General features: G+C 62.0%; 15 protein-coding genes. 8 read left to right on the top strand and 7 right to left on the bottom strand.

Translation table 11 applies throughout. From position 1 onward, the window contains the following. Positions 1-62: 62 nt before the first annotated feature. Positions 63-1979 carry a helix-turn-helix domain-containing protein gene (locus VQ071_RS17265; RefSeq protein ID WP_340515353.1) on the top strand — a complete coding sequence of 639 codons (1917 nt, stop codon included), beginning with the start codon at positions 63-65 and terminating at the stop codon, positions 1977-1979. A gap of 89 nt (positions 1980-2068) precedes the next feature. Here VQ071_RS17265 and VQ071_RS17260 read toward each other — a convergent pair whose 3' ends face one another. Further along, complete coding sequence (locus tag VQ071_RS17260) at positions 2069-2668, bottom strand: TetR/AcrR family transcriptional regulator (RefSeq protein ID WP_340515352.1); 600 nt, start codon at positions 2666-2668, stop codon at positions 2069-2071. Positions 2669-2890: 222 nt separating this feature from the next. On the opposite strand from VQ071_RS17260, the gene VQ071_RS17255 reads away from it, so the two are divergent. Together VQ071_RS17255 and VQ071_RS17250 are read left to right on the top strand one after the other, a co-directional pair. Beyond that, a complete protein-coding gene (locus VQ071_RS17255) occupies positions 2891-3796 on the top strand; it encodes an SDR family oxidoreductase (protein ID WP_340515351.1) in 906 nt (301 codons plus the stop codon). Beyond that, on the top strand, positions 3793-5328 hold the full coding sequence (locus tag VQ071_RS17250; RefSeq protein ID WP_340515350.1) for an MFS transporter: 1536 nt from the start codon (positions 3793-3795) through the stop codon (positions 5326-5328). Before VQ071_RS17255 ends, VQ071_RS17250 begins: the two co-directional genes overlap by 4 nt. An 870-nt stretch (positions 5329-6198) precedes the next feature. On the opposite strand, the gene VQ071_RS17245 is transcribed toward VQ071_RS17250, so the two are convergent. Then, entirely contained in the window at positions 6199-6648 is a 450-nt protein-coding gene (locus VQ071_RS17245) for a MarR family winged helix-turn-helix transcriptional regulator (RefSeq protein WP_340515349.1), read from the bottom strand. Positions 6649-6780: 132 nt separating this feature from the next. Here VQ071_RS17245 and VQ071_RS17240 point away from each other — a divergent pair, with 132 nt between their 5' ends. The 3 genes from VQ071_RS17240 (at position 6781) to VQ071_RS17230 (ending at position 10797) form a co-directional block, all read left to right on the top strand. Next, positions 6781-7773, top strand: coding sequence for a quinone oxidoreductase family protein (locus tag VQ071_RS17240; RefSeq protein WP_340515348.1), 993 nt, complete (start codon positions 6781-6783; stop codon positions 7771-7773). Positions 7774-8012: 239 nt separating this feature from the next. After that, entirely contained in the window at positions 8013-8813 is an 801-nt protein-coding gene (locus tag VQ071_RS17235; protein WP_340515347.1) for a TetR/AcrR family transcriptional regulator, read from the top strand. 298 nt (positions 8814-9111) lie between these two features. Further along, positions 9112-10797, top strand: coding sequence for a methyl-accepting chemotaxis protein (locus VQ071_RS17230; protein ID WP_340515346.1), 1686 nt, complete (start codon positions 9112-9114; stop codon positions 10795-10797). Between the two features lie 63 nt (positions 10798-10860). Here VQ071_RS17230 and VQ071_RS17225 read toward each other — a convergent pair whose 3' ends face one another. Next, positions 10861-12408 (bottom strand): MFS transporter, encoded by a 1548-nt coding sequence (locus tag VQ071_RS17225; protein WP_340515345.1) that lies wholly within the window; start codon positions 12406-12408, stop codon positions 10861-10863. A 747-nt stretch (positions 12409-13155) separates the two neighbouring features. Beyond that, positions 13156-14070 carry an HPr(Ser) kinase/phosphatase gene (gene hprK / locus VQ071_RS17220; RefSeq protein WP_340515344.1) on the bottom strand — a complete coding sequence of 305 codons (915 nt, stop codon included), beginning with the start codon at positions 14068-14070 and terminating at the stop codon, positions 13156-13158. A gap of 155 nt (positions 14071-14225) precedes the next feature. Here hprK and VQ071_RS17215 point away from each other — a divergent pair, with 155 nt between their 5' ends. Beyond that, entirely contained in the window at positions 14226-15818 is a 1593-nt protein-coding gene (locus VQ071_RS17215) for an ankyrin repeat domain-containing protein (RefSeq protein WP_340515342.1), read from the top strand. Between the two features lie 72 nt (positions 15819-15890). On the opposite strand, the gene VQ071_RS17210 is transcribed toward VQ071_RS17215, so the two are convergent. The 3 genes from VQ071_RS17210 to VQ071_RS17200 all read right to left on the bottom strand — a co-directional run bounded on the left by VQ071_RS17210 (position 15891) and on the right by VQ071_RS17200 (position 19019). Then, positions 15891-17189: an MFS transporter gene (locus tag VQ071_RS17210; RefSeq protein WP_340515341.1), complete on the bottom strand. Its 1299-nt coding sequence runs from the start codon at positions 17187-17189 to the stop codon at positions 15891-15893. Between the two features lie 216 nt (positions 17190-17405). Continuing rightward, positions 17406-18290 carry a 4-hydroxy-tetrahydrodipicolinate synthase gene (gene dapA, locus VQ071_RS17205; protein WP_340515340.1) on the bottom strand — a complete coding sequence of 295 codons (885 nt, stop codon included), beginning with the start codon at positions 18288-18290 and terminating at the stop codon, positions 17406-17408. 126 nt (positions 18291-18416) lie between these two features. Continuing rightward, entirely contained in the window at positions 18417-19019 is a 603-nt protein-coding gene (locus VQ071_RS17200) for a TetR/AcrR family transcriptional regulator C-terminal domain-containing protein (RefSeq protein WP_340515339.1), read from the bottom strand. A 106-nt stretch (positions 19020-19125) separates the two neighbouring features. On the opposite strand from VQ071_RS17200, the gene VQ071_RS17195 reads away from it, so the two are divergent. Then, the gene (locus VQ071_RS17195) at positions 19126-20094 is read left to right on the top strand and encodes a quinone oxidoreductase family protein (protein WP_340515338.1); all 969 of its coding nucleotides are present in this window, start codon (positions 19126-19128) and stop codon (positions 20092-20094) included. The last annotated feature ends 353 nt before the right edge of the window (positions 20095-20447 follow it).

Here is a 20447-nt window from a genome sequence, read left to right as displayed (position 1 = left end):
CAGCGGCAAATAACAAGCAATAGTAGGTAGAATTCTGCGAATGCATGTCGGGGTGCGTACACATGTCACAGTCCGAAGAGATCGGCGAATGGGGAAGAGTGCCGGTCCAATTGATCGATGTACGGCGCGCGACGGCGAGGCGGGGCCAGGAGCCGCGGGCTTATCGCCTGCCGGCCCATCTGTTCCTGCTTGCTGCACAAGGGGAAGCGCTGCTGACGCTGGACGGCACGTCGTCGGAGCATACGCGCGACCAGCTGCTGCATGGCGGCAAGGGGAACGTGCTGCAGATCAGATGCATCACGGACACCTACGAATATTACATGATTCTGTACAGACCGTACGGCAAAGCCGAGGGTGCGCGCTCATTCCGGCAGGGTCCGGGCGGGACGATGCATCAGGCGCCCCCGCACGACTACAGATGCCCGGAGCCCTGGCAGCTCCGGGAGCTTGCGCAGCAGCTGCATCGTTCGTGGAACGAGAGCGGAGAGCTGCAGCGGCTGCTCGCGACGGGGCTCTTTTACCAGTTCGTCTACGAGCAATTCCGCCAGCTGCGCCTCGCAGAGGAGCGGTATCGTCCCGATCTGGCCGAGGCGGTCGCGCGTTACTTGCGCACTCACTACCGTCAATCGATCGCCATGGACGAGCTTGCCGGGTCGTTCCACTACAGCGCGCACTACCTGTCCCGGCTGTTCAGACGCGCATACGGCTGCAGTCCGATGACGTATCTGGTACGGACGCGGATGAATCGGGCCAAGGAGCTGCTGGCCGGGACGAGCATGGGCATCGGCGAGATCGCGGAGTCCGTAGGGTACGCCGATATGTATTATTTCAACAAGCTGTTCAAAAAACAGCTCGGCATGACGCCGGTTCAGTTTAAAATGCAGGTGCTCGGCACCAAAGGTTCAAATCGTCCCAAGGATACGCCCGAATCGTTCATTGCTCCGGCGGCAAGCGCGGATTATAGTGTTGATGATAATGATAATTGTTATCAACTACAATCTATACGGAGCGTGAACGATTTGAAGGTCGGCAACAAGCCGTCGCTGACGGCCGGTCTGCTGCTGGGCCTGTCGCTGCTGGTCGCGGCATGCGGAGACGGGAACGGGCAAGCGAAGGACGCACAGCAATCGGCCGGCTCGCAGACGACGGCTGCGTCGGAGATGCGGCTGTACAAGGATGCGCTGGGCCGGGAGACGGAGATTCCCGTGCAGCCCGAGCGAGCGGTCGTCGTGACCTACGGCGGCTACCTGCTGCCGCTGGGGCTGATGCCTGCCGGAGCGGATCAGGATACGCTGGCGCGGTATCCCGATGAGATGGCGGGCGTCCCGAATATTGGCGAAGGGCTCGGCAAAGAAGAGGCTATCGCGGCGATCGGGCCCGACTTGATTATTGTGCCGGACTTTTACGACGAAGCCAGCTACAAGAAATACGAGAAGATCGCGCCTACGATCGCCGTGGCCTGGGGCGGAGATCCCGACGTCGTCAACACGCTGCGCACGATGGGAGATATTATGAACCGCAAGACGGAGGCGGAGGCTTGGATCTCTGCGTTCGAGCAGAAGCTGCAGCGCATAAGCGATCAGATTGACGTGAAGATCGAGCCGGGCAAGACGGCGCTGACGTTCATTTATTATGAAAAGGAGATGCTGATCGGGGGCGAAGGCGGCACGCTCGGCAAGCTGATCTACCAGGATTACGGCTTCCGGATGCCCGAGCAGCTGAAGAAGTTCGCGGACGGAGGGACGGCGATCTCGGTGGAGGCATTCGTGGCGAACCCCGCGGATTATTACTTCACGCAGATGAACGACGAGGAGATGGCGACGCTGCGGGAGCTGTTCAAGGACCCCTTGTACAGCTCGCTGCCGGCCGTCAAGAACAACCGCATCTTCAACGTCAGCCGGGAAAAGTGGAATTACGGCCCGTATCTGGTGGATCAGGCCGTCGATGAGCTCATCGGACAGATGAGCAAGCTGCAGTGAATTCGCGATAGCCAAACGGGACGAGGCAGGGATATTTCCTGCTTCGTCCCGTTTGCGTGTTTGGGCAGATGAAGGGCATGGCGTTCCGGTCAGGGAGCGGGTCTGGCCTGCAGGTCGCGGATGAAGTCCTCGGCCAATCGCCGGGGAGCAAGCAGAGAGGGATCGCGTCCGCTCAAAATCCAGAAGAAGGCCGGTCCGATGAGCAGGGCGGTGGCCTGATCGAGCGGGATCGGCAGCGCGTCCTGGCCGAAAGCGCGCTCGATCGCGACCGCGGCGCTGTCGCCGAGCGGGTCGTTCGCGGACAGCAGCTTCGCCACGGCGTCGTCGTGCTGCGCTTCGCCGAGGAGCGCCCGGTAGGCGGCGCCGGCCGGCGAGTGCGCCAGGAAGCGCACGAGCGCCTCCAGGTAGGCGGCGAGTCCCGCCAGCGGCGTGTCGGCAGGGCCGACCGCCAGCTCAAGCTTCGCATCGATCGCGCTGGCTTCGAACAGAATCTCCGCCTTGTTGGACCACCACCGGTACACCGTCTGCCGGGACACGCCGGCACGCTCGGCGATCCCTTTCATCGTCATCTCCGCATAGCCGATCTCGACCAACAGGTCGTCGACGGCGTGCAGCACGGCAGCCCTCGCCTGCTCGCTGCGGGGACGGCCGACAACATAATTTTCTTTGTCCATGCCTTCACTATACAAGGGGACGGCTTTCTTTGTCCATGTCTTCGAACAGCGTCCGCCAGCGGGCAGAAAAAGAAAATAAAATATTTACTGGACACGATGTAACGAATCTATTATATTATGAGACACGGTGTCTCGTAATTGCGGAAGGGTCGGGTTAAAATCTGCGCGATCTCAGCCGCTGCGAGCGCTTGGCAGAAAATTCAGCCCGCACAATGGGCTGCAAGGAGGCAATCATATATGCGCGTATTTGTAACGGGAGCAACAGGGTGGATCGGGTCCGCCGCCGTGGACGAACTATTGGGGGCGGGCTACGAGGTTGTCGGGCTCGCGCGGTCGGATGCCGCCGAAGCGTCGCTTCGGAAGACAGGCGCGACGGCTCTGCGCGGCGATCTCGACGACCTGGACGCCCTGCGCCGCGGAGCGAGCGAGGCGGATGCTGTCGTCCACCTGGCGAACAAGCATGACTGGGCGAACCCGGCGGAGTCGGACCGCGCCGAGCGGGCCGCGGTGGAGACGCTCGCCGAGGCGCTGGCCGGCAGCGACCGCCCGCTGCTGGTGGCGAACGGCCTATCGGATCTGGCATTGGACCGGCCGGCCTTGGAGACAGACCCGTCGCCTGCCGTAGGACCGACCGCCAGACGGGGCGGCGCGGAGAATCTCGCGCTGGACTACGTCGGGCGCGGCGTGCGCACCGTCATCGTCCGGTTCGCGCCGACGGTTCACGGAGCGGGAGATTGGGGCTTCGTCAATTTTCTGACGGCCGCCGCGCGCAAGCAGGGCGTATCCGGCTATATCGGCGACGGCTCGCATGCGTGGTCCGCGGTGCACCGTTCCGACGCCGCCCGTCTCATCCGGCTGGCAATCGAACAGGCGCCCGCGGGGTCGCGCCTGCACGCGGTCGCGGAGGAAGTCATCCCCACCCGGACGATCGCCGAAGCCATCGGACGCTCGCTCGGCATTGAGGCGGTGTCGATCGCACCGGAGAACGCAGGCTCGCATTTCGGCTTTGTCGGCAGGTTTTTCGGACTGACGATGTCCGCTTCCAGCGAACGCACGCGCGAGCTGCTCGACTGGAGGCCGGCCGGTCCGACCTTGCTGGAAGATATCATGGCCGGCGCGTACGCCAAGGACGGTGAGCGGTGAACGCCCCGCGTCCGATGCCCCCGGGTGTCGAGTCCGCTTCGCGCCGTCCCGGGCTGGTGCTGGCATGCGTATGCGCGTGCACCGTGCTGGTCGTAGGTCTTGTCGCCGCCATCAATCTGGCGGTGCCGAAGCTCGCGGCCAGCGGACTGCACCCGAGTTCGTCCGAGCTGCTGTGGATCGTCGACGCTTATGTCGTCGTGTTCGCATGTCTGGTCATACCGGGCGGAGCGGCAGGAGACAGGTTCGGCCGCAAAGGCGTGCTCATCTCCGGGCTCATCGCGTTCGCGGCAGGCGCGGCCGTCTCGGCCGCCTCGACGAGCGTGCCGGTCATGCTCCTGGGCCGCGCGCTGACGGGCATCGGGGCTGCGCTGGTGCTGCCGAACAGCGTCGGCGTGCTGGTTCATGCGACCGCACCGGAGCGGCGCGGCAGGGCGCTGGCCATCTGGAGCGCGGCGACCGGCATGGGCGGGCTCGTCGGCAACATCTTCGGCGCGGCGCTGCTGACCGTAGGGTCATGGCGGGTTCTCTTCGGCGCCATCGTGCCGATCGCGCTGCTGTGCGCGCTCTGGGCGGCGCTCGCCGTCCGGCGCAGCGGCCGCAGCCCGCGCAGCCTCGATCCCGCCGGCACCGTCCTGCTCGTCGCGGCGACGGTGGCGCTCCTCGTCGGCATCATCGAGGGGCCGGCGCACGGCTGGAGCAGCGCCCTCGTGATCGGCGCGTTCGCGGCCAGCGCAGCGCTCGGCGCCGTCTGGGTCGCGATCGAGCTGCGCGTCCGCCATCCGCTGCTCGATCCCCGGCTGTTCCGCATTCCGCTGCTCAGCACCGCGAGCGTAGGCATGCTCGTGATGTTTTTCGGCAGCTTCGGCCTGTTCTATCTCAACGCCTCGCTGCTTCAATACGGCCGCGGCTACTCCGTCCTGCAAGCCGGGTTCGCGATCGTCCCGATGGTGATCCCGATGATGCTCGGCGCGCGCTTCGTTCCCGGCCTGGTGAAGCGCTTCGGCATCCCCGTCACGCTGTCCGCCGCCTTCCTGGCCATCGGGCTCGGCCTGTTCGGCCTCAGCCTGGCCGCTCGCCAGCCCTACCCGGCCTATGCCGCCTGGCTCGTCCTCATCGGGCTCGGCTTCGCGCTCGCGCTGCCTTGCTTGACGGCCGAGATCGCCGCCGCGCTGCCGGCCGAGCAGGCCGGCGTCGCCGGCGGACTCCAATCCGCCGCGCGGGAGCTCGGCAGCGCCCTCGGCGTCGCTGTCGTCGGTACTGCGCTGACGGCAGGCTTCGTCCGGCATCTGCCGGCGAGCCTCCACCAGCGCGATCCGATCCCGCGCACGGTCGCCGAAGCCTTGGCAGCCGCGCCTGCGCAGCAAGCGGCCATCGTCGACGCCTTCGCCGCCGGCGCAGGCATCGCGCTGCGAATCGCGAGCGCCGTCACGCTCGCCGCAGGCGTGCTCGTCGTCGCGGCGGCCGTCTTCGCCGAACGCCGAGGGCGCGCCCACCGCGCCGCCGCGAACACGGAGCAGCTCCGTCCCTCGTAGGGATGGAGCTGCTCCGCGTATTGAAGCGCAAACTTTGCGCCTGCACGTCTCATCGGCCGCTGTCGCCCCGCCCTAAGCGCAAAATTGCGATGACAAACCTCGATTGTGGAGGGCAGCAGTACTCAGAGGTGTGGTGCGGTTTCTACGGAGATACACGATACTACCGTGCAACGACGCTCCCCAGACACGTTTTCTACGGAGATACACGATACTACCGTGCAACGACGCCCCCCAGACACGTTTTCCACGGAGATGCACGATACTACCGTGCAACGGCGCTCCCCAGTCACGTTATCTACGGAGTTGCACGATACTACCGTGCAACGACGCTCCCCAGTCACATTTTCTACGGAGATGCACGACACTACCGTGCAACGGCGCTCCCCAGTCACGTTATCTACGGAGATACACGATACTACCGTGCAACGACGCTCCCCAGTCACATTTTCTACGGAGATACACGATACTACCGTGCAACGACGCTCCTCAGACACGTTTTCTACGGAGATACACGATACTACCGTGCAACGACGCTCCCCAGTCACATTTTCTACGAAGATGCACGATACTACCGTGCAACGACGCTCCCCAGTCACGTTTTCCACGGAGATGCACGATACTACCGTGCAACGACGCTCCCCAGTCACATTTTCTACGGAGATACACATACTACCGTGCAACGACGCACTCAAGCCAGGTTTTATGCGCGGATACATACGGCGGAGAAGGGCGCTGCTCTGCATTTTTGCAGGGGCGTCTTCAGTCGATCATTATGCTTCTCCGAAACGCCTCCGACAATAACGCATCGCTGCCGTCCGACGAACGGTGAAGCCGCTGCTGCCGGAATGTCCCGGCTTTCATCGCGCGTCGTCACGGTTCGCCGCTAGCGGGGGCGCCGATCAGCCGGGTCGCCAGGGCGGCGAATTGCGCGCGCTCGGCTGCGCTCAGGCTGGCTGCGACGTCCATAATCTGCCGCTCGATCTCCGCGCCGGCCGTCCGTACGAGCTCCCGTCCGGCGGCGGTCATCCTGACATTGAACCCGCGGCGGTCGTTGGGCGTCGCGGTGCGTTCGACCAATCCCCGGCGCTCAGCGCGATCGATCAACCCGGTGACGCTGGACTTGTCGAGTCCCAGATGCCGGGCAAGCTGGAGCATGGTCGGCTCCCGATCCCTGAGGATGCCGAGCAGGCGTATCTGGACGATCGACAGATCGTGATCGGCGCCGATCCGGCCCAGGATCGATTGGATGACAAAGGACAGCTGGACCAGGCTGTCGATAACCGACAGCTCGCCGCACCCGTCCGCAGCCTCGTTGTTCATAGGTTTCACCTGCATTCGTTTGCTATATGTACACATTGTAGCACAGCCGCCATTGACTTTGTACGTGAAACAAACTAAATTGTTTGTATAACAAACTAAATGGTGTGCAAAGCACAATGGGAGGCTTTTTATATGATGCATGCAGCAGTTGTGCGTTCTTTTCAAGCGGCCCCGGCATACGGAACAATCGACGTGCCGCAGCCGACGGGCGGTCATGAAGTCATCGCCGACGTGTTGGCCGCAGGCCTGCACCCTCGCGTGCGGTCGCAGGCGAACGGGTCCCACTACACCAGCGAAGAGACGCTGCCGCTTATCCCCGGCATCGACGGCGTAGCGCGCTTGCCGGACGGCGGCATGGTGTACTTCGTCGCGCCCGATACTCCGTACGGCACGATGGCCGACAAAGCGGCGGTAGACCTGCGCCGCAGCGTGCCGCTGCCCGAGGGTGCCGATCCCGTCGCGGTCGCCGCCGCGATGAACCCTGCCATGTCCTCGTGGGTGGCGCTCCGCCGAAGGATTGATTTTCAACCTGGCGGGCAGGTGCTGGTGCTCGGCGCCACAGGCAATTCGGGACAGATGGCGGTCCAGATCGCCAAGCTGCTCGGCGCGAGCCGGGTCGTCGGCGCGGGACGCGATGCGGACCGTCTCCGGGCGCTCGCCGCGCTTGGCGCAGACGAGGTCGTCTCATTGGCGGGCGATCCTGAGGAGGCCGCGGACCGGGTAGCCGCAGCGGCTTCCGAGGTCGACGTCGTTATCGATTATTTGTGGGGCCAGCCGGCGGAGCTCGCGATGCTCCCGCTATTGAAGCGAAGGTCGGACCGAAGCCGGACGCTGTCCTGGATTCAGATTGGCTCTGTCGCAGGGCCAGTCGCTGCAGTGCCTTCGGTCGCGCTGCGGTCCGCGGACTTCCGCCTGCTCGGCAGCGGCCAGGGCTCGGTCACGACGGCAGGCTATCTTGCCGAGTTCCCGACGCTCATCGATGAGATCGTAGCCGGCCGGCTCCGGGTCGATGCGATGCCGGTTCCCTTGTCTCAGGTGGCAGAAGTGTGGACTTCGCCCTCCGATTCGGGGAGGCGAATCGTATTCGTGCCGACGCATGCGGACAAGGACTCAGCGCCGACCTGAGTCCGAGAGATGCGGCACAGGCAGCCGCTAATAATGGCGATGCTGGGATATCCTCCCGGCACCGCCTTTTCTTTACCCGGCGATGCCGTGGGGACATGCGTTTAGCGTGACAGCTTAGATGGCTGCAAGTTGCAGGCGCGTGCTCGCGGCGTTACAATACATCGTTGCTGTGATATACTGTTTATCAAGTAAACATATTGGCGGATGCGGCGGCTTCCGGCAGCACGGAGGTAGAACAAATGAACAACAACGATATGACGCGGGAGGAAGCGGGAAAATTGCTGCCGCCCGGCGCGGCGCTCGCCTGGGGGCTGGCCAAGCCTCCGCAGCGGGGACCCAAGCGGGAGATGAGCATCGACCAGATCGTCGGGAAGGCGGTAGAGATTGCGGACAGGGACGGCCTCGCCGCCGTATCGATGAGCCGGGTGGCGGCGGAGCTCGGCTTTACTGCGATGTCGCTCTACCGCTACATCCCGAGCAAGGACGACCTGCTGCTGCTCATGCAGGACAAGGCATGCGACATACCCCTGCCGCCGGCGAGGCCTGCGCATGAATGGCGGGAGGAGATGCGCGAATACGTGAGGGGAACAGTGGACATTTTCCGCGCTCATCCGTGGTACGGAGACATTCCGATTTTCGGCATTCCGATCTCGCCCAACAATCTCCGCGTCGTGGACTGGGCGCTGCGGCCGATGCGGGATATGCCGCTGAACGATTACGAGAAAATGTCCTTCGTGCTGCTCCTCAGCAGCTATGCGCGCTCCTACGGCATGATCCAACGCGACATGGACCGCGCGGTTCAGGCCGGCTCCAACGCCGAGGAGTTCGGCGGGGTGCATTATTCGGCGGCGCTGCGCGCGCTCGTGAAGCCGGAGCAATATCCGAGCCTGCATCCGATCGTGGTATCGGGTGCTTACACCGACGAGAACGGCGAGGAGAAGGATGCCGTAGGCAACGACATGGATTTCGGATTGGAGCGGATTTTGGACGGGATCGATCAATATCTGCATGTCAAAAGGGACGGCGGGGCGGTCAAGTAAGTCTACTGTTCGAACGAAAATGGCTGCTTAGGGGACGATGGGGTGCCCCGAAGCGGCTTTTTTGTGCCTTTTGGCGCTTGGTGACGGCAGGCGGGACGGTGCATGGCCGCTTTTCCGCCCGGGTGGTCGAGGTGCGTCACGCTCCAATTTGACAATATTGGGGAGTTTGCGAATTGTGATCCTTATTTACGGAATTTTTACACAATTTGTTTAGGTTCGCTCGAAGGCCTTAAATTATGATTAAACTTGTCGATATATCTGTGGGAATCAACCATTCAGCAACGGGGGGGTCAGTCACATGAATTTCACAATTAGGAAAAAATTGATGTCCGGGTTTTTGGGTGTCATCGTCCTTCTAGGTGTGATCAGCAGTCTATCCTATGCGCAAATTCAAAGGATCGACACGTCCTATTCGGACTTGATCGATCGCCGTGCTGCAATTCTGGTGCAGGCCAAAGATATTCAAAATTATGCCTCCAGGGAAAACAGCAATCTGCGTGCCGTGCTGCTGCAGGAGCAAGGGGCGGAGGATACGCTGATCACGCTCATATCCGATCTGGACGCCGCGATCGCGGCGACGGACGGGCTTGCCCGGCGGGCGGAGACCCGGGAGGCGCTGGCCAAGCTGGCGGTGCTCAACGCCAGGTTCAAAGGAGAATCGGACAAGGTAATCGAACTGCTGCGTACCGACCGGGAGGCGGCCGTCAATTACTTCGTCGATAACGCGTCCCCTGTTGCGAGGGAGATCAGGGACGTGGCGGATCAGATCACCCAGGATCAGGCTCAATTGATGGAGGAGGGAACCACAGCCAACACCCGGTTGGTCTCCTCCGTGAACGCCATGGTCGTGATCCTGAGCCTGATAGCACTGGCGCTGGCGATCGGCGTGGCTTTGCTGATCTCGCGAATCATCGCCAGTCCGATTCTGGCGCTGGCCGCCGGCGCGGAGGTCATCGCGTCGGGCGATCTGACGCAAGCCGACATCCGGGTGAAAAACAAAGACGAGATCGGTCGCTTGGCAGATGCCTTCAACCGGATGAAGCTGAGTCTGCGGCAGCTGATCCACGAAGCGGGCGCCAACACCGATCAAGTCGCCGCCACCTCCGAGGAGCTGTCGGCCAGCGCGGAGCAGACCGGCAAAGCCACCGAGCAAATAGCCGCCGCCATCCAAGAAGTGGCTGCGGGCTCGACCGCGCAAGCGTCCAGCGCCGCGGCGGCCGAGCAGGCTGCCGGCGACATCTCCACGGGAATGGAACAGGCCGCTGCGTCCATTCAGCGCGTTGCCGAGCTGGCGGCGACCGCGAACGACAAGGCCGGTGCAGGCCACGAGGTTGTGTCTAAAGCGATCGAGCAGATGGGTCTCGTGAGACAAGCCGTCGGCGAGACGGCGGAGGTTGTGCGCGCGCTGGGCGAGAAGTCGAAGGAGATCAACCAAATTGTAGGCTGGATCACGGAGATCGCCTCCCAGACCGACCTCCTGGCGCTGAACGCGACGATCGAAGCCGCAAGGGCCGGCGAGCACGGCCGCGGATTTGCGGTCGTAGCCAGCGAGGTCAGAAAGCTGGCCGAGCAATCCGGTACTGCGGCGAGTCAGGTGCGCACGGTGCTCGAGGAGATGCGGACGGAGACGGGCAAAGCTGTCCGGTCGATGGATGCGGGTACATCCGTCGTCCAGGAGGGCATCGATACGGTGAACCGCTCGGGCCAGTCCTTCTCGGAGATCGCCGGCTTCGTCGAACAAGCGGCCATGGAGTCGCAGGAGGTTGCTTCCATCATCGAACAAGTGAATGCGAGTGCGCAGGGCATGCTGGCAACGATGCAAAACGTCGCCCGAATCGCCGTGCAGTCCGCAGCCCATTCGCAAAATGTAGCCGCTGCCTCCGAAGAGCAAAATGCGGCGATGGAAGAAGTGTCCGCTTCGGCGGAAGCATTGAGCATGATGGCGCAGGAGCTGCAGCAAGCGATAAGCCGGTTTAAAGCGTAAATATAAAAAAGCTGCTTCAGGGTCGATTCAACCCTGAAGCAGCTTTTTTGTGCGCTGATGCGGTCAGGCGGCGAGGCCCGCCGCCGGCTGCCGCTCGCGGAGCAGCACGATCGTCGCTGCGGCGGTCAGCAGCAGGAGGACGCCCGAGACGAGGCAGGTGGCGTGCATGGCGGTCATGAAGGCATCGCGGGAGGCATGCATCACCTGCGCCGCGGTGTCTGCGGGCAGTTGCCGCGCGGCGGTGGAAGCGCCGGCGATGGTCTGCTCGGCCGCGCGGGCCGCTGCCGGCGCGAGCTTCGCGGGCAGCAGCGGGGAGACGGCATGGCGGTAGAAGGCCGCGAGGACGCAGCCGAGCAGGGCGATGCCGAAGGCGCCTCCGAGCTCGCTGGACGTCTCGAGCAGGCCGCCGACGGCTCCTGCGCGGTCGGCCGGCGCGACGCCGACCACGTAGTCGGCGACGAGCGTCATGACGGAGACGATGCCTGCTGCGACGAGCCCGGCGCCGACGAGCATGACGGCGAGCGGGGAGAAGCCTTCCAGGCGAACCTGGGTCAGGATGCCGAATCCGATCGCCGACAGCGCGAAGCCTCCGGCCATGACGCGCGGCCTCCCGTGCGTCAGCGACAGCTTGGCGGCCATGGGCGCAGCCGCGCCGACGACGACGGACGGCAATACGCTCCAGAGGGATGCGGCGAATGCGGAGTAGCCGAGCACGGACTGCAGGAACTGGGTGTTGATCAAGGCGCTCGCCATGAGCGTGAACGTCGCGATGAGGTTGACGAGGATCGAACCGCCGGTTCGCCGATCCATCAGGGCGCGGATATCGAGCAGCGGGTTGGGAAGGTTCAGCTGACGCCGGATCATCACCGCTCCTGCGAGCAGACCTGCCGCGAGCGAGATGGCGGGCGTCATCGCCCAGCCATCCTCCGCGAGTGTCTTGACGCCGTACGTAACGGGGAGAATGGCGGCGAGTGCGAGGATTGAGCTGGCGATATCGATGCGGCTGCGTACGGCACTGCGGGACTCGGGCAGCAGGAACGGTGCGATGATCAGCAGCAGCGCCATCGCCGGAATATTGATGAGGAACACGGAGCCCCAGGAGAAGGAGTCGAGGAGCAGTCCGCCGACGATCGGCCCGAGCGTGACGCCGCCGGCCATGACGGCGCTCCAGATCGCCATCGCCTTGGTCCGCTGCGCCGCATCCTGGAACATCGTGCGGACCAGCGCCAGCGTCGACGGCATGAGCGTCGAGCCTGCGATTCCCAAGATGCCGCGGGCCACAATCAGCGTATCGGCCGTCTGGGCGAACGCCGCCAGCAGCGAGCTGAGCGCGAATCCGACCGATCCGATCATCAGCAGGCGACGGCGTCCGATGCGGTCGCCGATGGCGCCCATCGTCAGCAGCAGACCGGCGAGGATGAAGCCGTACACGTCGAAAATCCACAATTGCTGGGTAGCCGTCGGCTGCAAATCCGCGGCGATCGCGGGTGCGGCGAAGAACAGCACCGAGACGTCCATCGATACGACCATCAGCGGCAAACACAGAATGCCGAGCGCGGTCCATTCCTTGCTGCCGGCGCGTGCGGCAGCGGCTGGAGTTGCGTTTGTCATTTGAAATCTCTCCTTATTGTATGCGTCGTAAACAGTTATTCTTAGACACAGTATATTATATAAACAGTATATGGTCAACACTAAAAAGAATCACAATAATTAGAATGAGCTGCGGCCTTTCCCGGCTCGAATCCGGCCCGTTGTGCGATACTACCGCATAACGCGGCCCTCTCCGGTCCAAATCCGGCCCGTTGTGCGATACTACCGCGTAACGCAGCCCTTCTCGGCGCCAACGAGGTCCGTTGTGCGATACTACCGCGTAACGTAGCCCTCTCCGTCGCCAACGCGGCCCATTGTGCGATACTACCGCGTAACGTAGCCCTCTCCGTCGCCAACGAGGTCCGTTGTGCGATACTACCGCATAACGCAGCCCTTCTCGGCGCCAACGCGTTCCGTTGTGCGATACTATCGCATAACGCAGCCCTTCCCGGCGCTAACGCGGCCCGTTGCACGATACTACCGCGTAACGCGGCCCTTCCCGGCGCCAACGCGGCCCATTGCACGATACTACCGCGTAACGCGGCCCTCTCCGGTCCAAATCCGGCCCGTTGCACGATACTACCGCGTAACGCGGCCCTCTCCGGTCCAAATCCGGCCCGTTGCACGATACTACCGCATAACACCCCCATCGTGTGCCCCGTTGCGCTGGACAGGGCGTATGGGCCAATTGAGACATGCGTCGCCCGGATCATCCGCACACAAAAAAAGGGATGAAGCAGGAAAACCTGCTTCATCCCTCTGGCTGCCTCAATGCATGTTGCTCTGGATCCGCTGCATGAACTCCTCCGCCGCGCTGTAGCCGAGTTGCTTGAGATACCAGTTGTTGGCCGCCGCCTCGATCAGACCGGCGACGTCGCGGCCCGGCTGCAGCTGGATCTCGATATGGGGGATCTGCACGCCCATATAATCCGTGAACCTGGGCTCCAGCTCCAGCGCATTGCTGAGCTCTCCCTCCCGCCACGTCGCCAGCTCGATGTCGAGCACGATACGCGTCTCGTCCTGAAACGCCCTGCGGCCGTACTGCCGCACGACGTTGATCAGGCCGACGCTGCGCAGCGCGAGAAACTCGCGGGTCGTCTCGTTGTGCGTTCCGACCAGCAGCGCGGGGCCGAGCTTCTTGAGCACGACGATGTCGTCCGCCACGAACCGGTGGCCTCTGCGGATGAGCGTGTGCGCCGTCTCGCTTTTGCCGATGCCCGACTTGCCTCGCAGCAGCACCCCGATGCCCGATACGTTCACGCAGACGCCGTGGATCGATTGCTCGGGCGCGAGCGCCTTCAACAGATAGCCGTCCAGCTTCGCGATGAACTCCGTCGTCGGCTCCGCGGTCCGCAGCAGGGGGATGCCCTCCTCGTCGCAGAACTTTTTCAGATAGGGCAGCTCTTGCTGTCCCGCGGTCACGATGAAGCAGGGCGGATGGTACTTGACGATATTGCCGATATGAAGCAAGCGTTCTTCGACGCTCAGCTGCAGCAGATACGTAACTTCCTTGCGGCCGAGCACCTGCACGCGCTCCATCGGGAAAAACTCGAAGTATCCGACGAACTCGAGCCCCGGGCGGTGCGCCCGCGAACGGGAGATATGCCGGTCCAGGCAGCTTGCGCCCGCCAGCACCTCCAGTTTGAACTGGTCGGCCAGACTTTGTACGGTGATGGACTTCATGCGGCGTTCCTCCTCCAATTGCGGCGTGTCTATAGTACTCTACCCGATGTATTCCCCGGCGTGAAGTCTTATTCCTGCGAGGCGATGAGAATTCCATAGACAGCGTTCCTGTATCGTGGTAGAAAGGGAGAATAATCCATAAAGGAGCTTGAACGATGTCCATCTGTCTCCGTCCCGGCCGCTTCGCTTTGATCGCAGCTGCCGCCTTGCTGATTGCCGCCCTTCCTATATCGACGCCGCTTCAGTCGATAGCCCCTGCACATGCCGCGGCGACAGCGCCTGCTGCCAAGCAGCAATTGACGCTGCAGCTTCAGACGATCCGGCTTAATCGAGTGATCATGGTCCCGGCGCGCGCTTTCTTTCAATCCGTTGGAGCACGCTCTCAATTTCAGAACAAATCGTTTACCGCAACGCTGGAGAGCCGCAGTCTGTCGGGTACGACCAACTCTACCAAAGCCTTCATAGACGGCAAGGCGGTCAAGCTGGCGTATGCGCCCACAGTCGTCAAGGGCATACTCTATATCCCGTTAGAGCTGGCGGGCGGCCTGCTTGAATACGATGCTTGGCGCTATGACGACGAGACAAGGAAGCTGACGTTCAGCTACAGCAAGCAGAAAATGAACGAGTTCGCCGCGAGCCTGCATAAGGCGGCCAAGCAAGGGGACGTGAAGCTGCTGCGGAAGCTGCTGGACAGCGGCGTCGAGACGAATGCGAAGGTGAACGGCTACGCAGATTGGACGGCGTTGGATTACGCTATTCTGAACCATAGGCCGCAGGCTGCGGATCTGCTGCTGGAGCGCGGAGGGACGTACAAGCCGATGCTCATATGGCCGCTGCTGCACCCGAGCGACATGCAGGCGACCGATACGTTGGAGGCGCTTCTGAAGCGCGGGCTGGAACCGAATCTGTGGGATATTTATACACGCACAACCTTGTTGGAGCAGGCCAGCATGAGAAGCAGCGAGAGTCGGCCGGACGGTACGGAAGTGACCCGCGTTCCATCCTATGAGACGATTCGACTACTGCTGCAATATGGAGCTAAGGTGACGCCCGATGCGCTTTATCATGCCGTCGGATCAGGGAGCTTCGAGATTATTCAGGAGTTGCTGCGGTATGGCGGAGATCCGGATCAGAAGTCGAGCAACGGTACTACGCCCAGAGCGGTCGCTCAATCCCGCGGCGTGGAGGAATGGCTCGTTCGCGGGGCCAGCCAGACGCTGGTGCCGCTCGCCTTCAGGACAGCCGAAGGGACAGCACTCGAGGAGGGCTCGGCACAACTGAGGCCGCTGGCGGGGACCGGTCCGCTGCCAGGAGGCGCGCCGTTGCCGGTAAGCGTATCCTTCAACACAACACAAGTCTATATTGAGGCAGGAAGTTATCAGCCGGAATTCGTAATGGTGTATGGAAAAGGATGGGTGCTGCATCGGCAGCCGGCGATAGACATTCAAAACGGGGCATCCGGATCTGTGACGCTGCAACTGCCGAAGCTGAACGCCAAGGTACGTGTGCTGGCGGGCGACCCGGCGCAGTGGTACGGTATACTCTATATAATCGATGCTGTCTCCGGTCAAATATATTTGTTTCATCCGGCACAAGGCGTCTTTGAGTTATACCTTCCTCCGGGGAAGTTTTACATCGACATCGTACAGGGTGAAGGCGAGATCAAGCCCTCCGCGTCGGCGGTACCGATCGAGATTCGTGAGGATCAGCCCTACTATGAGATTGCGATTCCGACAACGGAGGGCTAGGCCGGAGACAACCTTGCAGAAGACGCTAACAGCAAGAGACCGCCTGACGCAGGCGGTCTCTTCGCTGTGCGGCTACAGATCCAGGGTCGAGGCGGTTGCGCTTGCCCGACGGGCGCCGCTGCGGAACCGGAGCATCACGGGAATGACGAGCAGCGCGAGTGCGCTGCCTGCCAGCGAGAGCGCGCTGAAGCTGGACATCGCCACGACTGCGCCGGACAAGGCTCCGCCCGTCGCGCCTGCCAGCGAGATCAGTACGTCGACGGAGCCTTGCGTCTTGGCGCGTGTGCGAATGCTCGTCGCGTCTACGATGATCGAGGTGCCGCTGATGAGGCCGAAGTTCCAGCCGAGGCCGAGCAGCGCCAGTCCGATGAGCATCCACGTCATCGAGCCGCCCGGCGCGAGCGCGGTGACGATGCCCGCGCAGAGCAGCGTCGCGGCTCCGACGCAGGCCATCGCGATGCGTCCGATCTTGTCGACGAGCACGCCGGTCACGAGCGAGGGGAGGAACATGGCGGCGATATGTACGCCGATCACGAGGCCCACGTCGTCCAGTCCGTGTCCGTGATGCTTCATATGAAGCGGTGTCATCGTCATGACGGCGGTCATGACGATCTGGGTGATCAGCATGACGGAGGCGCCGACGACGATGCCGCGGCCTCTGGCCCGTTCCGGCGGCGCTTCGGTCTGCGGAGCGGCCTCGGCCGCAGTCGTAGCCGCGGGAGCCATGGCTTCGGCGGCAGCTCTGGCGACGAGCAGCGGGTCCGGCCGCAGCAGGACGGCGAACACGAGGCCGGCCAGTGCGAACGCCGCCGCCGCGAGGATGAACGGCCCGGCGAGGGACGGTATGCCCCACGCGTCCGCTACGCGGCCCATCGGCGAGAGCAGGCTGGGGCCGGCGACCGCGCCGAACGTCGTCATGACCATCGCGATGCTCACCGCTCTGGCCCGCTGGCCCGGCTCGGCCAGGTCCGTGCCGGCGTATCGCGCCTGCAGGTTGGTCGAGGTGCCGGCGCCGTAGACGAGCATCGAGACGAGCAGCAGCGGGAGACTGTCCCAGGCTGCTGCCGCCACGACGCCCAGTGCGCCGACAGCGCCGGCCAGGAATCCCGCCGTCAGGCCCGCCCGCCGTCCGAGGCGCTGGGACATGCGTCCGACCGAGAAGGCCGACACCGCCGAGCCAAGCGTGAACAGCGTCGTCGACAGCCCGGCCAGACCTTCCGATCCGGTCATGTCCTGCGCCAGCAGAGCGCCGACGGCGATGCCGGACGCGAGCCCCGCACCTCCGAACAGCTGCGCGATCACGACGATCGCGAGCGTTCGTTTTTGCAGTGCGCGCAGTTCTGCTTGCGTATATGCTTGCATCTTCATCATCCAGCCGCCCTCTCGTATGTACATCAATTAAGGCTATGATTCGTTATCGGAAATCAGGCGAAGTTCATGTAGTTCATGCAACCGGCAAACGATGTGAAAAAAGCATGCGCAAAAGGCATGCTTGGAGGCCACGGTCCGTCAGCAGTCGCAAATTAAGCAATTATAGCGATGTTCGGCCTACCCAGACCTGACCGTCGGCCTCCGCGGCTCCTGCAATTACTGCGCGAGCAGCAGCGCATCAAGCTCCGTCCGCAGCGCCGCCGATATCGGGCTCATCGGCAGCCGCAGCGCATCGGATGCGATGACGCCCCGGCGGGCCAGCAGCCACTTGAGCGGCGCGGGATTGGATTCGCTGAACAGCCGCTCGATCCAGGGCAGCAGCCGCTCGAACGCCTCTCTGGCGCCAGCCGCATCGCCCCGCATGAATCGCCGGTACACGTCGAGATAGTCGTCCGTCCTTATATTCGCGGACGCGAGTATCCCGCCGCGGGCGCCGCCAAGCAGCATATCGCAGAGGAGCGCATCCTCGCCGGCCAGCACGGGCTTCCCGGTGGTCGGCACCAGCGCAGAGAGCAGCGCGGTGCTGCCGGTGCTGTCCTTCATGCCGATGACGCCGTCCAGCTCCATAATCCGGCGAGCCGTATCCGCCTCGAGCCGCACGCCTGTACGGGACGGGATCTCGTACACGATGACGGGCACGCCGACTTGCGATACGCGGCGGAAATGCTCCACAATGCCCTCCTGCGAAGGCCGGCTATAGTACGGCACGACGACAAGAGCCGCGTCGGCGCCGATCTGTCCGGCGTGCTCCGTTCGCATGACCGAGGCAGCCGTGCTATTCGTACCCGTGCCGACGACGACCGGCAGGCCGACTCCCTTTTCCCGAACGGCTTCCATAGTCGCGCACACGAGCGCGATCGTCTCGTCCCACTCTACGGTGGGAGCCTCGCCGGTCGTGCCGCCTACGACCAGCCCTTGAATGTCATGGCCGAGCAGGGCATCCAGATACCGCCGGTAAGACGCCAGGTCCAACGCCCCATCGTCCGAAAACGGTGTAATTGTCGGCACGAAAATGCCGTTCAGGTCGCGTTCGCTCAGCATTGTATCCCCAACTCCTCATCGGCTTCCATTCCTTTAATTTAGCATGGAAGGCGTTGTGAGCGTTATTCATCATGTTCGATGCACTGCATCACAGATATCGATTCCTTGCTTGCCGGCAGGGGGGACTTAATCTCGGATAATCAGCTTTAATCCGTCGTTGAACAAGTCATCGATCGTTCTTCCCGAAGAGAAATAGTCCTCGATGCCGGCTATGACCGTCGGGTAGTTTGTTTTGAAAGCTTCCATGTCGATCTTGACGCTTCCTTCAGGCGGCATCGGGGTCTGTTCTTCAATGACGTAGCCGAACGTGTAACGTGTGGCAGTCAACACGATGAGCCGGGCTTCCCGCAAGGCGACACCTGCTTCGACGAGCGTATTAATCGTGGACTCGCTAAAGGCAAGCATTGTGGTGGAAAGGTGTGCGCCTGCGATGACTCGCGCGCCATCGGTATGGGAGAGCATCGTCTTGCGGAGGCGCTGCATCATATTCATCAGCCATGCAGCCCAAGTTTCGTCAATTTTACGTGGGGCGAACGTAGCAAATTGCGTTTGCAGAATAGCATCCGCCATCTCATTGACAAGAACGGCTTTATTTTTAAAATGCCAGTACAGGGCAGGGGCCTGTACGTCCAATCGCGCGGCCAGCTTTCTGAGCGAGACGCCTTCGAGGCCGCCTTCTTGAAGCAGCGCGAGGGCTTCCTTGACGATCGTAGTTTTATGAAGAGCCATGGGGAGTTCCTTTCTGACATGCGGGCATCTTTGCTGTTGACATTGTACCACAAAAGAGTTACCTTAACAGTGTTAAATTTAACGATGTTAAGGAGGCGATGGACACATGAAAGCGGCAGTACTGCATGGGTTTGGAGAAAATCCTCGCTACGAGGAGTTTCGTAAACCGAATCCCGGGGAAGGCGAGATTCTCATTCGTGTCAAAGCCGTTGCTCTCGAGAACATCGATAAGGCAATGGCGAAAGGAACGCACTTTGCCAGTCGCCAATTTCTATCCGAACTACCGGCCATTGTCGGGTTTGACGGTGTTGGCGAGACGCCGGACGGAAGGTTGGTCGGCTTCGGCGGCGTCAAAGCACCGTTCGGCGCAATGGCAGAGTGGACGGTCGTGCCGTCGAATTACACTGTTCCTATTCCGGATGGTGTTGATGCGATCACGGCTGCCTCCGTTCCATCTTCGGCATTAACGGCGCTATTTCCGCTGAAATGGGTTGCAGGTATGAAGTCGGGAGAGACGGTCCTCATTAACGGCGCGACCGGCGTGTCGGGCAAGCTTGCTGTTCAGATCGCCAAGATGCTCGGCGCAGGCCGGATCGTCGGTACGGGCAGAAACCCCGAATCAATGAAGCGGGTATTGGAGTATGGGGCGGATGCCGTTATCGATCTTAAGCAGCCGCAAGAGGAACTCACCGAGACGTTTAGGCGGGAAGCCGGGGAAGGCTACGATGTGATTTTGGATTTCTTGTGGGGCAGTCCGACCGAAGCGCTTATACGATCGATGGTCCCTGACGAAATCCGTTTAGCAGGCAAGCGTACACGGCTTGTTCAAATCGGCGAAAAGGCGGGTGAGACGATCGCGTTGTCGGCGGAAATGCTGAGAACGACCGGGCTCGAAATTTACGGAGGTGCGGCTGGTCTTACTGGGGAAACCATGCAAGAAGGTACGAACATGGTGTGGGATTGGCTAAAGGAAGACAAGCTAAGAATGGACGTCGATGTAGTCGAACTGCGGGACATCGAGCGGATATGGCAGCGTAAAGATTTTGAAGGTAAACGCATCGTGATCGTAACTTAAGGGGAACTTTAGGGCATTGTGAGGTGCGTAGTGGCCTATAACAGTAAGCAGATTTAAATACATCGTCATGCGGCGTATACGCCCTGACGATGTATTTTTTATGGCGCTGTAGTATTCGCCGCTAGAGATCTCGAGCAGAGTGAGAGAACTCCCGAAATCCAGCATATAATGAGCGCTCTGTCCATATGATTTACAGCCAAAGACAACCAGTGGCCGTCGGGTGTTATACAAAGGTTGGTGCAGTTATCATGTTGGAGGAGGTCCGGCGCATCCTATGTCACGTGTGCGGCGTACGAGGAAGCTGGCAAAGAGACGGAAGCGGCAGTGGGGGACGGAGCGTCACGCAACGCCGC

This window comes from Cohnella sp. 56 (genome assembly GCF_037963805.1).
In the GTDB taxonomy this organism is placed as follows: Bacteria; Bacillota; Bacilli; order Paenibacillales; family Paenibacillaceae; genus Cohnella.
The sequence above is the reverse complement of the archived record's forward strand: the minus strand, read 5'-3'. Positions and strand labels throughout refer to the sequence as shown.